This window comes from Bradyrhizobium sp. IC3195 (assembly GCF_020193585.1).
GTDB classification, from domain to species: Bacteria; Pseudomonadota; Alphaproteobacteria; order Rhizobiales; family Xanthobacteraceae; genus Bradyrhizobium; species Bradyrhizobium yuanmingense.
In genome coordinates, this window is sequence record NZ_JADYVG010000006.1 from 78567 (window position 1) to 92667 (window position 14101).

Consider the following 14101-nt stretch of genomic DNA (forward strand, 5'->3'; position numbering starts at 1 on the left):
GATCGTCATGCCCGGGGCTTGTCCCGGGCATCCACGTTCTTCGTAACGCATGACGTTGATGGCCGGGACAAGCCCGGCCATGACGCGAGAGGTGCCATCACGCCTCGATGTCCAGCGCACAATCGAAATTCGGCGCAGAATGCGTCAGGGCGCCGGCCGACGCATAGTCGACGCCGGTGGCCGCGATGGCGGCGATCGAGTCCAGCGTGACGCCGCCGGACGCCTCCAGCGCGAGGCGGCCCGCGTTGAGCCTCACCGCCTCGCGCAGCGTCGCAAGGTCCATATTATCGAGCAGCACCGCATCGGCCATCCCGCTCTCGAGCACCTCGCGCAGCTGCGCCAGCGTGTCGACCTCGATCTCGATCTTGACGAGATGGCCGGCATGGGCGCGGGCGCGCTCCAGCACCGGGCGGATGCCGCCGGCCACCGCAATGTGGTTGTCCTTGATCAGGATCGCATCGTCGAGCCCGAAGCGGTGGTTGAAGCCGCCGCCGCAGCGCACCGCGTATTTCTCCAGCGCCCGCAATCCCGGCGTGGTCTTGCGCGTGCAGCAGATGCGCATCCTGGTGCCTTCGGTGCGGGCGACATAGTCCGCGGTGAGCGTGGCGATGCCCGACAGCCGGCCGACGAAGTTCAGCGCGGTGCGCTCCGCCGTGAGAATGGCGCGCGCCGGGCCCGAGATCGTCAGCACGTGCTGGCCGCGCGCAACCCGCGCGGCATCGCGGACATGTGCGCGCACCTCGATCTCGGGCGAAAGCTTCTGCAAGGTCGCGAGCGCCAGCGGCAATCCGGCGATCACGCCGGACTGGCGCGCGACCAGGATGGCTTGCGCGCGCGTCGCCTCCGGGATCGTCGCCAGCGAGGTGATGTCGCCGGCGCGGCCGAGATCCTCGTCGAGCGCGCGCTCAACGGCCGCCTCGATCGCGAGCGGCGAGAGGAAGGCATCGGGATAGAGCAGTGAGGTCGGGGTGATCATGGGGCCTCCTTCAGGCGATCATGGATTGCGCAAGGCGTGGCCGCGGGCGCTCGTCGAGGCTCTCCGCGACCTCGCGCGCCGCGGCGAGCGTGGTCATCGTTCTCTGCGCCAGCGCTGGGTTCTCGGCCGGATGATCGGAACGGCAATGCGCACCGCGGCTTTCGCGCCGCGTCCAGGCCGCAGCGGCGACGAGCAGGGCCGAAATCGCCATGTTGCCGAGGACGCTGCGTCCGGCCTCGCGCTCGAGTCTGGCGAAATGGCGCACGGCTTGCGCAAGCCCATCACCGTCGCGGATCACGCCGACATGCGCGCTCATCATTGCGCGCAGCCGCTTCACCTCCGCAGCATCCGGCGTGCCGGCGCGTGGTGTCACAAAAGACTCGGGAAGGCGTGCCGGCGGGGACACGGTGCGGCCGGCGATGTCGTCGGCAATGCGGGCGGCATAGACGACGGCTTCGAGCAGGGAATTCGAGGCAAGCCGGTTGGCGCCATGCGCGCCCGTGGAGGAGACTTCGCCGGCGGCCCAGAGGCCGTCGATCGAGCTGCGACCGCGCGCGTCCACCGCGATGCCGCCCATGTGGTAATGCGCGGCCGTCGCGATCGGAATCGGCTGCGCCGCGGGATCGATGCCGGCGGCGATGCAGCTCGCATGCACGGTCGGAAAACTCGTCGCGAAACGCGCGCCCAGCGCCTGTCGCGCATCGAGGAAGGCGCCGCGCCCGGCCGCGATCTCGGCGAACACGCCGCGGGCCACGATATCGCGGGGCGCGAGCTCCGCGAGCGGGTGGCGGGCGCTCATGAAGCGCTCGCCGTTGCCATTGATCAGCGTTGCCCCTTCGCCGCGCAGCGCTTCGGTGGCGAGCGGTGCCGGGTCGCGGCCGACCATGATGGCAGTCGGGTGGAACTGCACGAATTCAGGATCGGCAATCACGGCGCCGGCGCGGGCGGCGATCGCAAGGCCCGAGCCGCTCGCTTCCGACGGGTTGGTGGTGACGGCGTAGAGATGGCCGAGCCCACCGGTCGCAAGCACGACCGCGCGTGAGGCGAGCACGAGCGGCCGTGCCGCGGGATTGCCGGCATCGCGCAATTGAAGCCCGGTGACCGCGCCGTCCTCGGTCAGCAGTGCTTCGGCGACGAAGCCTTCCATCAGGCGGATCGAGGGCGTGCGGCGCGCGGCCTCGCTCAAGGCCGCGATGATCGCGGCGCCGGCGCCATCGCCGCGCACATGCACGATGCGACTCGCGGAATGCGCAGCTTCGCGTCCGACCGCAAGCCTGCCGTCGAGATCGCGGTCGAACGGCACGCCGTAGGCGAGAAGATCGTGGATGCGCGGCGCAGCCTCCCGCGCAATGCCGAGCGCAACGGCTTCGTCGACGAGGCCGCCGCCGACCGCGACGGTGTCGGCACCGTGTGCCTCCGGCGTATCGCCTTCGGCGACGGCCGCCGCGATGCCGCCTTGCGCCCATGCCGAGGATGCACCGTGCCCGAGCGGGGCCGCCGAGATCAATGTCACCGGCCGCGGCGCGAGCTTCAGCGCGCAGAACAGTCCGGCAAGGCCGCCGCCGACGATGACGACGTCGTCGGCGCGGGCGCGGTCGTGGATGTCGTGTTGCATGTTGCTTGCCCTCAATTTCTCAGATTGATCATGCGCTCGACCGAGCGCCGCGCGCGTTCCGCGAGCGCGGGATCGATCGTCACCTCCTCGCGAAGCGTCAGCAGGCTCTCCAGGATGTTGGCGAGCGTGATGCGCTTCATGTGCGGGCAGAGATTGCAGGGGCGAAGCATCTCCACGTCGGGCAGCTCGGCCCGGACATTGTCGGCCATCGAGCATTCCGTGATCATGACGAGCCGCCGCGGCCGCTTCGCGCGTACCCAGTTGATCATGTGCGCGGTCGAACCGGTGAAGTCGGCTTCCGCCAGCACGTCCGGCGGGCATTCCGGATGCGCGATGATCTGCACCGACGGATCGGCCTCGCGAAAGCTCCGCAGCTCTTCGCCCGTGAAGCGCTCGTGCACCTCGCAGGCGCCTTTCCAGGCGATGATCTTCACGTCGGTCTTCGACGCCACGTAAGTGGCGAGGTATCGGTCGGGCAGGAAGATCACGGTCGGGGCGTTCAGGCTCTCGACCACCTGCACCGCGTTCGAGGACGTGCAGCAGATGTCGACCTCGGCCTTCACCTCCGCCGAGGTGTTGACATAGGCGACAACAGGCACGCCGGGGAACTTCTCCCGCAGCAGCCGCACGTCCGCACCGGTGATGCTGGCGGCGAGCGAGCAGCCCGCGCGCGAATCCGGGATCAAGACGGTCTTGTCCGGATTGAGCAGCTTCGAGGTCTCCGCCATGAAGTGCACGCCGCATTGGACGATGATGCCGGCCTTCACCTTGGTGGCTTCGACCGCGAGCTGGAGCGAGTCGCCGCCGATATCGGCGACGCAGTGAAAGATCTCCGGAGCCTGATAGTTGTGGGCGAGGATGACTGCGCCCCGCGCGCGCTTGAGCTCGTTGATTGCGTGAATCGTCGGGGCCATCAGCGGCCATTCGATCGGCGGGATCACGTGCTTGACGCGGTCATAGAGCGGCGCGGTGGCGCGTTCGACCGCCGGCGACCATTCCAGGGACGGCATCGGCCATGTCGGTCCCGGAGGCACCGGGACGGGGCGCGGGGAGACGGTGGGTTGGCCTTGCGGCCGGTTGGCAAAGTCGTCGGGACCGTAAATTGCAGTGATCGGCATTGAAGCCTCCCAAGTGTGGCCATTATGCGTGGCATTATGCTCAGTTTGAGAATATAGTGGGCCCGAGAAAACCGGCCGAGCAGGCCGGACAGAAGCCATATATACTCAATATGAGTAAATCAGGCATAGCACGCACGCGCGAGTATCGCTAGGGCCTGCCGCACACATTCCCGTCACCGCGCACCTGTCAGGCGAGGTCGGATTGAAACGCAATGCTCCCGCGTCAGCTCTTCGTGGAATGCAATCGTTTTGGCCTTGGGATTTTCATGCATATGCATTAAACGGGCTGTCCCGCGGCTGCTGATTTGCGGCTCCGCCAAGGACAGACGAGGACAACCATGTCGACACAGATCGGCGAGCTCGCACCGGCCTCGCGCTCCTCCAACTGGCGTACCCCGGCCGTCATCATCCTCTGCGGTTGTGCCATCGGCATGCTCGGCTTCGGTCCGCGCTCGGCGCTCGGCTTCTTCGTGCAGCCGATGAGTCACGAATTCAGCTGGGGCCGTGACGTGTTCGGCCTCGCCATCGCCGTGCAGAATCTGTTGTGGGGACTGGGCCAGCCGTTCGCCGGTGCGGTCGCGGATCGCTTCGGCCTGTTCCGGGTGATGTGCGTCGGCGCGCTGCTCTATGCCGGCGGGCTGCTGTTGATGCGCTATTCCTCGACGCCGCTGTCGCTCAACATCGGCGCCGGGGTGATGATCGGCTTTGGCCTCGCCGGCTGTTCGTTCAATCTGGTTCTGTCGGCCTTCACCAAGCTCTTGCCCGCGGAGAAGCGCGGCATCGCGCTCGGCGCCGGCACGGCCGCGGGTTCGTTCGGGCAGTTCCTGTTCGCACCGATCGGCGTTGCCTTGATCGACAATTTCGGCTGGCAGCAGGCGCTCTCCGTGTTCGGCTTCCTGATGCTGCTGATCATCCCGCTCTCGCTGGCGCTCTCGACGCCGCCGGTGACAAGCGTGAACAGCGCAACGCCCGCGGATGACCAGACCATCACCAAGGCGCTTGCCGAAGCTTTCGGTCATCGCTCCTACGTGCTCCTGGTGCTGGGCTTCTTCACCTGCGGCTTTCAGCTCGCCTTCATCACCGTGCATCTGCCGGCGTTCCTGGTCGATCGCGGTATCACCGCACAAACCGGCGGCTGGGTGATCGCGGCGATCGGCCTGTTCAACATCATCGGATCGCTCAGCGTGGGGTATCTCCAGAACTACCTTCCCAAGCGCTACATCCTCTCGGCCATCTACTTCACGCGCGCGCTGGCGATCCTCGCTTTCATCTCGTTCCCGATCACGCCGTTCTCGGCGATCGCGTTCGGTGCAATCTCCGGCCTGACCTGGCTGTCGACGGTGCCGCCGACCTCGGCGCTGGTGGCGCTGATGTTCGGAACGCGCTGGCTCGCGACGCTCTACGGCTTTGCCTTCGTCAGCCATCAGGCAGGTGGCTTCCTCGGCGTCTGGCTCGGGGGCATCGTGTTCGAAAAGTTCGGGTCCTACACGCCGATCTGGTGGCTCTCGATCCTGTTCGGCGTGCTCTCGGCGCTGATCAATCTTCCAATCGTCGAGAAACCGGTCCAGCGGGTGGTTGCGCAGCCGGCCTGATCAGCTAAACATCCCCGACAAACAAAGTCAGGGAGTTCAGTCGTGGCCACATTCAAGGCTGTCAGGATCGACAAGGCGGACAAGGGCACCACCGCGCAGCTCGCGCAGTTCGACGAAACCGAGCTGATGGAGGGCGACGTCACCGTCCGTGTCGAATGGTCGACGCTGAACTACAAGGACGGCCTTGCGCTCACCGGCAAGGCGCCGGTGGTGCGCCGCTTCCCGATGATCGCCGGCATCGATTTCGCCGGCACGGTCGAAGCCTCCTCGCATCCACAGTGGAAGGCGGGCGACAAGGTCGTTTGCACCGGCTGGGGCATGGGCGAGACCCATCTCGGCGCCTATGCCGAGAAGGCGCGGGTGAAGGGCGACTGGCTGGTCGCTCTTCCGCAAGGGCTATCGGCGCGCGATGCCATGGCGATCGGCACCGCCGGCTTCACGGCGATGCTCTCGGTGCTGGCGCTGGAGAAGCACGGCATCTCGCCGAAGAGCGGCCCGGTCGTGGTGACGGGCGCTGCCGGCGGCGTCGGCTCGGTCGCGATCGCCGTGCTCTCGAAGCTCGGCTACCACGTCATCGCTTCGACCGGCCGGGCCTCCGAGGCCGACTACCTGAAGCAGCTGGGGGCTGCCGAGATCATCGATCGCAATGAATTGTCGGCCCCGGCAAAACCCCTCGCCAAGGAGCGCTGGGCCGGCGGCGTCGACAGCGTCGGCTCGACCACCCTCGCCAACCTGCTTTCGATGACGAAATATGGCGGCGCGATCGCGGCCTGCGGCCTGGCCGCCGGCATGGACCTGCCGTCCTCGGTGGCGCCGTTTATTTTGCGCGGAGTGTGCCTTCTCGGCATCGATTCCGTGATGTGCCCAATCGAGCCCCGGAAGGCCGCCTGGCAGCGCTTGGCCTCCGACCTGGACCGAACAAAACTCTCTGAAATTACTGAGGAAATTTTGCTCGACGAGGTTCAGGGCTGGGGCGCGAAAATCCTCGCCGGCCAGGTTCGCGGCCGCGTCGTGGTAAAAATTGTCTGACGGCGTTCAGACTTTACCAACCAAGCTGCTTCAATCTCGCCATGGTTCGTATGGTAAGCAGCGGGTAAAGAGATAAAGGCATCGCCCGCTGCGGGGGTTGGTTCGGAGTTGAGCATGCTTGCGCGTATTGTGTTGGGGGCTGTCACGGCGGCAGCGACGTTTGCGCCGGCCATCGCTGGAAGCATGAACGCCGACGAGGCGCGCCGCTTCGTGGCCGGCAAGGTGTTCGCCTTCACCTGTTTCGACGGCACCCGCGGTGCAGGCCGCATCCTCGACGATCTCGGCGCCGCCGGTGCGGTGCAATTCTCGGGCTCGGGCCCGGTCAAGCACCTCCGACTTCCCGGCAATACGCTCCAGATCCGCGGCCAGAACGTCTGCGCCTCGATCAAGGGCATTCCGTTCGAGCCCTGTTTCAACCTCGAAAAGACCGACGATCGCAGCTTCCGCGGCTCGGTGTCGGGCATGGGCTTCGCCTATTGCGACTTCCGTCACCAGGGCGGCAACCAAATGCTGATGGCGCGCGCTGCGGCGCGGCCGCGCTCGCTGCACAAGCCGGAGCACACCGGCACGGTCGCCGCCTCGACCACCGAGGTAGCCGCGCGCGTCGAGACGCCGCGTGTCGAGGGCAGCCGGCTCGAGCCGGTGAAGTCCGAGCCGGCGAAGAACGAGGGACCGCTGGAGCTGCGCCGCTCCACGCAGTGAGTTCGTCTGCGCGAGACAACCCGCGCCATTGATCGTCGAAGGCATCATCGAACATCAAGCCGCCTGCGCCGTAGTCATACGGACGGCGGCTTTCATGCCTTGGTAGCTGTTCGGGCCGCAGTTTGCGCGCGCCGGGGGGCGGTCCCACGCAAGGGTTCAACCATGTCGCTCTATTTCTTCCGCATCAGCACCGGCCGTTATTCCGGCGCCGCCGACCTGCCGTACGAGTTCGAGGATCGCGCAGCCGCCTGGACCGAGATGACCGAGGTGTGCGCCAATCTGCTCAGCGGCATCGCGCGCGGCCTGAAGCCGAACGCCGAGTGGTGCATGGAGCTGCTCGATGAGGACAAGCAGCCGGTCTTTCGAATCAGCCTCGTCGGCGAGGCCATCGGATGTAAAGCGTCCTAGCTCCGACTTGAAGCTGCAATTTACAACTATGACGGGATCGTTTCCTTTCGCGCTCAATCATTTAGCGTGCAAAGTCAGTATTTCTGCGAGGGATTTCGTTAACCAAATCGGAATGTGAGAAGCTCATTTTTTGGGCAATGGCGCAGTCAGGGGAAGCCGACAATGACTCGGCTGCGCGTTCCTTCGGGGGAAGCATGCCCATGTTGAGCCTAGTTCAGAATCTGAGGATCGGGACCAAGCTGGCGATTGCGTCGGCGCTCGGTGTGCTCCTGGTTGGGGCCATGATTGCAAGCCAGATGCTCGGCAATGCGGGAATTCGCGAGAGCAGCCAGAGCGCGCTTGCGCAGCAGCAGATCGCGCGCGACGCAGTCAAGGCCGAGGCTGCGGTTCGCGGCATGCAGCTTGCGGTACGAGACCTTCGTCTTGCCAATAGCCCGGCTGACATTCAGAAGGCCGTCCAGAATCTGGGCGACCGGCAAAAATCGACGAATGCGCTGGTCGATGAAATGCTGAAGCTTTCTCACGAGGCGGAGAACCGCGCTCGGATGGAGAAACTGAGATCGCTGGCTGCGAATTACGAAAAGGCCGCGCAGCAGATCGCCGGCGTGCGCGGCGAAGCCCTGGCCGCCAGCGGTGCAGACGGAGCGGCCCGCGCTGCGAAGCTCAATGAAGACGTCGTTCGCATCGCACGCGAGGTGACCCTGCCGATTGCCGGCGAGCTCGACGTGCTGATCGGCCAGATCGCCGACTACGCAAGGCACAAATCCGAGGAGAAGAATTCCGCGGCCGCGGCCCAAATGAGATCGAGCGAGCAGCTTGCGATCCTGGTCGGCGCACTCGCCATGCTCGTCCTCGTCGGCTCCTGGCTGATGTCGTTCCTGACCATCGCGCGGCCGATCCGTGCGCTCACGGTCGCCATGGACAAGCTCGCCGGCGGCGATTTCTCCGTGGTTCTGCCCGGTCTCGGCCGCAAGGACGAGGTCGGCGGCGTCGCGGCGGCCGTTGAAAAGTTCAAGGTCGTGTCGGAGCAGAAGGCGCGCGAGGCCGCCGAAGCCAAGATCAGGCAGGACCAGATTGCGTCCGCGCAGCGCAAGGCCGAGATGCACAAGCTGGCTGACAGCTTCGAAGCCGCGATCGGTGAGATCGTCGATACCGTGTCCTCGGCCGCGACCGAGCTGGAAGCTTCCGCCTCGACGCTGACCGCGACCGCGGCGCGCGGCCAGGAGCTCACGACCATGGTTGCTGCCGCTTCCGAGGAAGCGTCCACCAACGTGCAGTCGGTCGCGTCGGCGACCGAAGAGCTGTCGTCGTCGATCACCGAGATCAGCCGGCAGGTGCAGGAATCCGCCCGCGTCGCCGGCGATGCGGTGAACCAGGCTCGCACCACGACCGATCGCGTCGGGGAGCTCTCCGCTGCTGCGGCGCGGATCGGCGACGTGGTCGAGCTGATCAACACCATCGCCGGCCAGACCAATCTCCTGGCGCTCAATGCAACCATCGAGGCCGCGCGCGCCGGCGAGGCAGGCCGCGGCTTTGCCGTCGTCGCTTCGGAGGTCAAGGCGCTTGCCGAGCAGACGGCGAAGGCGACCGGCGAGATCGGCCAGCAGATCGCCAGCATCCAGACCGCCACCGAGCATTCGGTCGGCGCGATCAAGGACATCAGCCACACCATCGAGAAGCTGTCGGAGATCTCCTCGACCATCGCAGCCGCGGTGGAAGAGCAGGGGGCCGCAACGCAGGAGATCTCCCGCAACGTGCAGCAGGCGGCGACGGGCACCCATCAGGTGTCGTCCAACATCACCGACGTGCAGCGCGGCGCGAGTGAGACCGGTTCGGCATCCTCGCAGGTGTTGGGCGCCGCGCAATCGCTGTCCGGCGACAGCAACCGGCTGAAGCTCGAAGTCGGAAAGTTCCTCGATACCGTCCGCGCGGCCTGACACGTGCCTTTGCGTCCGCATCGTAACGGGAGATGCCGGTGCGGCTGCAACAGAGAGTTGCAGCGAACCACGATCGCTGCGCACGAGCCGTATTTTTACGTAGCCTCCTGTTAACGCCTGTTTGCGATTATGCGCGCAATCCTTCGGGAAAAGAACCAGCCAGCATTGTTGAACTGACCTTCGCCCGGGTCGTCCGTCGTGACGTCTGCGGCGCAGGCGATGTGCGCGTTGCCGGGTAATCATCGGGATTGTCGTGATGTCGAAATTGTCGATCGTCTTCAAGCTGCTGACCGTGCTGTCGGTCCTCGTGCTCTCGCTCGCCGGCGTCGGCGTGATGGCGATCGGCACGATGCAGAACATCAACGCCCATACGGTCGAGATCGCGCAGGGCTGGTTGCCGAGCGTGCGTGCGCTCGGCTCGATGCGTGCTGACATCAACGAGCTCCGCGTCGCGCTGCGTCTGCACCTGATGCAGGATACTGCCGAAGGCAAGGAGGCTGCCGAGAAGCGCCTGGCAGGTTTGCGCGAACGGATCGAGAAGACCCGCAAGATCTACGAGCCGCTGATCACGCGCGCAGAGGAGCGCTCGCTCTACGAGCAATGGACCAAGGCCTGGGCCGAGTACCTGAACGGCGTGCAGGATGTAATGGCGCTGTCGCGTAAGAGCGTCGGCCGCTTCCCGACCGATGCCAACGAGATGTTGCAGACCAAGGTCGCGAAGATGGCTCAGGCCGCCGATCCCCTGCTGCAGAAGGGCATCGAAATGAACAATCAGGGCGCCGAGCTGGAGACCAAGCAGGCCGCCGACAGCTACGCTACGATCTTCCGTGTGCTGGTCGGGATCATCGTGGCCTCCGTCGTGATCGCGATCGCGGCCGCCTACTATCTCGTGCGCGACGTCTCGCGCGGCATCGCTTCGATCATCCGCCCGATGCAGTCGCTCGGCGAGGGCGACCTTGCGGTGGAGGTGCCGCATCGCGGCGAGAAGACCGAGATCGGCTCGATGGCGGATGCGCTCCAGATCTTTAAGGAGGCGCTGATCGCCAAGAAGGCGGCCGACGCTGCGGCGGCGCGCGACGCCGAGGCCAAGATCGAACGCGGCCGCCGCGTCGATGCCATCACCCGCAATTTCGAGGTCATGATCGGCGAGGTCGTCGAGACCGTGTCGTCGGCTTCGACCGAGCTCGAGGCGTCCGCGGCAACGCTGAGCGGCACAGCGCAGCGCGGCCAGGAGCTCGCAACCGTCGTTGCGGCTGCGTCGGAAGAAGCTTCCACCAACGTCCAGGCCGTGGCCTCGGCTTCCGAGGAGCTGTCGTCCTCCATCACCGAGATCAGCCGCCGCGTGCAGGATTCGGCGCGGATGGCAGCGGAAGCGGTCGAGCAGGCGGCGCGGACCAACGAGCGCGTCAACGCGCTGTCGCAGGCGGCCGCCCGCATCGGCGACGTCGTCGAGCTCATCAACACCATCGCGGGCCAGACCAACCTGCTCGCGCTGAACGCGACCATCGAGGCGGCGCGCGCGGGCGAAGCCGGCCGCGGCTTTGCCGTCGTCGCCTCCGAGGTCAAGGCACTGGCCGAGCAGACCGCGAAAGCGACCGGCGAAATCGGGGCGCAGGTCTCGGGCATCCAGGCGGCGACGCAAGAATCCGTCAACGCCATCCAGGAGATCGGCGGCACCATCGAGCGGCTGTCGGAGGTGTCCGCGGCGATCGCCGCCGCCGTCGAGGAGCAGGGCGCGGCCACGCAGGAGATTTCGCGCAACGTTCAGCAGGCCTCGCTCGGCACGCAGGAAGTGTCGTCCAACATCACCAACGTGCAGCGCGGTGCGATCGAGACCGGCTCGGCCTCGAGTGAAGTGCTGTCGGCGGCGAAGTCGCTGGCGACCGACAGCACCCGCCTGAAGGTCGAGGTCGCGCAGTTCCTGGAATCGGTCCGCGCGGCGTAGAGGCACCCGCTCGATCGTTGTTGACCTCTCCCCGCTGGGGAGAGGTGGAGTGCCCGCCCGACGATCCAGTCTAGCTGCCCGTCTGCGGCGCAGCCGGCGGCGGTGCGATCTGCCGCCGGAACAGGATGCGCTGGTAGAGCCAGCCGATCGCGACCAGCACGACGCCAAGGCACATGAACGAGAGCGCCCGATAGACGCCGGTCAGCGTCCACACGTCGACGGCAAAGGCCTTGAAGATCGTCAGCGCGATGACGGCGGCGGACGCCAGCCGCGCACGCTCCGAATTGACCAGGATGCCGACGCCGAGCAGCGCCACGCCAAAAGCGAGCCAGCCGATCGAATAGGTATATTGCTCGGCGCTCGTGGTGCCGCCGTAGAGCAGGACCGGGCCGTGATAGAAGCGGCGGATCTCCAGCGTCACATAGGTGAGCGCGAACACCAGGGCACCACCCGCAATCGTGTTTGCATATGCGACACTGCGGTGTCCTGCCACCGCGTAGGAGAGCAGCAGCATCAGCACGGCCGGCAACGCATAGCCAAGCAGCAGCAGATTGAACACGAGGCTGCCGACATTGACGCTGGAGAGCAGCATCGGGTTCTCCAGGATCAGGAGGCCGAACACGCTGATAAAGCCGGCGATCGCCGTCAGCACGACCGCGCCGACATTGTGCACGATGCTGCGGCTGCGCAGCCGCAGGCGCTCCAGGCCGATTGCCATGGCAAGCGTGACACAGACTTGCAGCGCGAACTCGAGCAGCGAGGGCGGCGAGGTCATGCGGCCGCCGGTCGCAAAGTGCCGGATCTCCATGAAGGCGAGCAGCGCGGTGAACAGGATCGCCGCCGTCTCGACCACGCGCAGCGGCGGATCGTCGGCGCGGCGGCGCAGGAAGATGCTCGCGCCCCAGAACGAGGCGGCCGGCAGGCCATAGCCCCACAACAGCCAGTTGAAGATCGGCGTGGTCCCGACGGCATCGCCGACGATGCTCGGATCATAGACGATGCGCGCGGTGACGATCGCAGCGAAGACCGCAGCCAGCCGGCGCAGCACCGGAATCGGCCGCTGCAACGAGATCCAGGCGGTGCCGAGCGACATCAGCGCGAGCGCAATGGTGAGCCAGCCCTTCTCCAGGGCGAAGGTCAGCGCCAGCGCCAGCGCGCCGAGCGTACCGGTCGCGAACAGCGCGACCGAGGTTGCAACGCCGGGCCGTTCTTCGCGGCGCATCAGCGCTTCGGTCGCAGCGCCAAAGGCCGCAGCGAGCAGCACGGCGAGGATCGCAAACGGGATCGAGCGGTCGAGATGGGCAATGCGCGCATAGAGCGCAACCAGGATGGCGATCGGCGTCGCGACGCCCGCCGCCGACCACACCACGGGAATGATCACCGAGTTCGAGCGGCCTTGCGCGAAAAAGCCCGTGACGCCGAAACCGGCGGCGAAGATCGCGGCCGTCACCAGATGCAGCGTCACCGCGCTATCAATCGCGACCGGGCCGACGCCGGGCATCGGGCCGCCCGGCAGCACCAGCATATCGGGGTTGGCGCGCACCGCCCATTCGGCGAACACGATGAACACGGCCGCCGCGGCCGCGCCCAGCGCGCCGGTCGCCGCCGGTGCGCGCCAGGCGACGAACAGCGTGCCGCCGACGAGGAGCGTGAAGGCGATCAGCGCGAGATCCGCATGCGCGCTCGACAGCACGACCAGCATCGCGCCGAACAAATAGCCGCCGAGCGCGCCCGATGAGACCGGCTCGATCTCGCCGTCCTCCATGCTGGGTCCGAACATGAAACCGCAGACGACGAGCAGTGCGGCGAGCACAAAGCCGGCGATGGCATGGAAGGCGTGCGGCGCGACCTGCACCTGTTCGGTATCGAGACCCGGGAAGATCCAGAGCACCGCGAAGGCAATGGTCGTGACCGCAAGCCAACGCCATAGCCTGATGCGGGCGAGCCCGAAACTCGCGGCCGTCACGACCGCAAGATAGATGTAGAGCGCCCAATAATCCGGCTTGCCGGAGGAGACGAGGATCGGCGTCACGAAGGCGCCGACGACGCCGAGCCCGGCGAGCGCGGGGCCGTGCAGGAGCGCTGCGGCCAGGGTGGCCATCGCAACGATGCCGAGCAGCACGAAGGCTGTCGCAGGCACGAGGAAGTCGTAGAGCGCGTACGCCGCGTAGATGGTCGCGAACGCCACCGCCGTGCCGGCCGCGGTGAGGATCGCGGGAATGTTGGCGATCGGCAGCGCCGCGATGCTCGAAATGCTCTCCTTGCGCCGCGTCCATTCGCCGGCGCCAAGCAGCGCAGCGGCGAACAGGCCGCCGAGGAACACGCGCACGCCGGGGCCGAGCAGACCGGCCTCGATCGAATAGCGCACCATGAAGAAGCCGCCGAGCGCGAGCGCAAGCCCGCCGATCCACACCACCCAGCGGGTGCCGAGCCGCTCCTCGAAGCCGGGTGCGGCCTCCGGCACCGGAGGGGGCGCAGCGGCGCCCGTGCTCGGCTCGAGCGGGGGCGGCGAAATCTCTTCGGTGACGAGCGGAGGCGGCGTCGTTTCGGCTTCCGGGGCCAGCGGCGGCGGCTCTGCGGCTGCAGTCGTCGCGGGGGCTTCGGCCTGCGCCGGCATCAGCGGGGGCGGTTGCACCGGCCGCTGCGCGTAAAGCATCTCTTCGAGCGACCTGATCCGGCGGCGCAACTCGGTCGCCTGGCTGGACGCCTTGATCGCGATCAGGAAGGAGATGATCGCAATGATCAGCGCAAAGACGTCAAACGGGCCGTCGAGCATGAA

General features: G+C 66.6%; 10 protein-coding genes. 6 read left to right on the top strand and 4 right to left on the bottom strand.

Annotation, left to right across the window (positions count from 1 at the left end; genetic code table 11):
• Positions 1–97 precede the first annotated feature (97 nt).
• Genes nadC through nadA form a run of 3 tightly spaced genes read right to left on the bottom strand, consistent with a single transcriptional unit; the run spans position 98 to position 3709 of the window.
• Positions 98–976, bottom strand: coding sequence for a carboxylating nicotinate-nucleotide diphosphorylase (gene nadC, locus I6F09_RS14685; RefSeq protein WP_225188373.1), 879 nt, complete (start codon positions 974–976; stop codon positions 98–100).
• Positions 977–986: 10 nt separating this feature from the next.
• The gene (locus I6F09_RS14690; protein WP_225188374.1) at positions 987–2591 is read right to left on the bottom strand and encodes an L-aspartate oxidase; all 1605 of its coding nucleotides are present in this window, start codon (positions 2589–2591) and stop codon (positions 987–989) included.
• Positions 2592–2602: 11 nt separating this feature from the next.
• Positions 2603–3709: a quinolinate synthase NadA gene (gene nadA / locus I6F09_RS14695; protein ID WP_225188375.1), complete on the bottom strand. Its 1107-nt coding sequence runs from the start codon at positions 3707–3709 to the stop codon at positions 2603–2605.
• A gap of 338 nt (positions 3710–4047) precedes the next feature.
• Between nadA and I6F09_RS14700 the strand changes: the two genes are divergently transcribed.
• The 6 genes from I6F09_RS14700 (at position 4048) to I6F09_RS14725 (ending at position 11322) form a co-directional block, all read left to right on the top strand.
• A complete protein-coding gene (locus I6F09_RS14700) occupies positions 4048–5301 on the top strand; it encodes an MFS transporter (protein WP_225188376.1) in 1254 nt (417 codons plus the stop codon).
• Between the two features lie 42 nt (positions 5302–5343).
• Entirely contained in the window at positions 5344–6330 is a 987-nt protein-coding gene (locus I6F09_RS14705) for an MDR family oxidoreductase (protein ID WP_225172650.1), read from the top strand.
• Positions 6331–6444: 114 nt separating this feature from the next.
• Entirely contained in the window at positions 6445–7032 is a 588-nt protein-coding gene (locus tag I6F09_RS14710; protein WP_036028315.1) for a hypothetical protein, read from the top strand.
• A gap of 162 nt (positions 7033–7194) precedes the next feature.
• On the top strand, positions 7195–7440 hold the full coding sequence (locus I6F09_RS14715; RefSeq protein ID WP_036003604.1) for a hypothetical protein: 246 nt from the start codon (positions 7195–7197) through the stop codon (positions 7438–7440).
• A gap of 200 nt (positions 7441–7640) precedes the next feature.
• Positions 7641–9377 (top strand): methyl-accepting chemotaxis protein, encoded by a 1737-nt coding sequence (locus tag I6F09_RS14720; RefSeq protein WP_225188377.1) that lies wholly within the window; start codon positions 7641–7643, stop codon positions 9375–9377.
• 256 nt (positions 9378–9633) lie between these two features.
• The gene (locus tag I6F09_RS14725; protein WP_225175072.1) at positions 9634–11322 is read left to right on the top strand and encodes a methyl-accepting chemotaxis protein; all 1689 of its coding nucleotides are present in this window, start codon (positions 9634–9636) and stop codon (positions 11320–11322) included.
• Positions 11323–11392: 70 nt separating this feature from the next.
• Here the strand turns inward: I6F09_RS14725 and I6F09_RS14730 are convergent, their stop codons facing one another.
• Positions 11393–14098 (bottom strand): DUF2339 domain-containing protein, encoded by a 2706-nt coding sequence (locus tag I6F09_RS14730; RefSeq protein ID WP_225188378.1) that lies wholly within the window; start codon positions 14096–14098, stop codon positions 11393–11395.
• Positions 14099–14101 lie beyond the last annotated feature (3 nt).

Coding starts and splice junctions, on each gene's coding strand:
- nadC (WP_225188373.1), bottom strand. CDS start 976: ATGATCACCCCGACCTCACTGCTCTATCCCGATGCCTTCCTCTCGCCG.
- I6F09_RS14690 (WP_225188374.1), bottom strand. CDS start 2,591: ATGCAACACGACATCCACGACCGCGCCCGCGCCGACGACGTCGTCATC.
- nadA (WP_225188375.1), bottom strand. CDS start 3,709: ATGCCGATCACTGCAATTTACGGTCCCGACGACTTTGCCAACCGGCCG.
- I6F09_RS14700 (WP_225188376.1), top strand. CDS start 4,048: ATGTCGACACAGATCGGCGAGCTCGCACCGGCCTCGCGCTCCTCCAAC.
- I6F09_RS14710 (WP_036028315.1), top strand. CDS start 6,445: ATGCTTGCGCGTATTGTGTTGGGGGCTGTCACGGCGGCAGCGACGTTT.
- I6F09_RS14715 (WP_036003604.1), top strand. CDS start 7,195: ATGTCGCTCTATTTCTTCCGCATCAGCACCGGCCGTTATTCCGGCGCC.
- I6F09_RS14720 (WP_225188377.1), top strand. CDS start 7,641: ATGTTGAGCCTAGTTCAGAATCTGAGGATCGGGACCAAGCTGGCGATT.
- I6F09_RS14725 (WP_225175072.1), top strand. CDS start 9,634: ATGTCGAAATTGTCGATCGTCTTCAAGCTGCTGACCGTGCTGTCGGTC.
- I6F09_RS14730 (WP_225188378.1), bottom strand. CDS start 14,098: ATGCTCGACGGCCCGTTTGACGTCTTTGCGCTGATCATTGCGATCATC.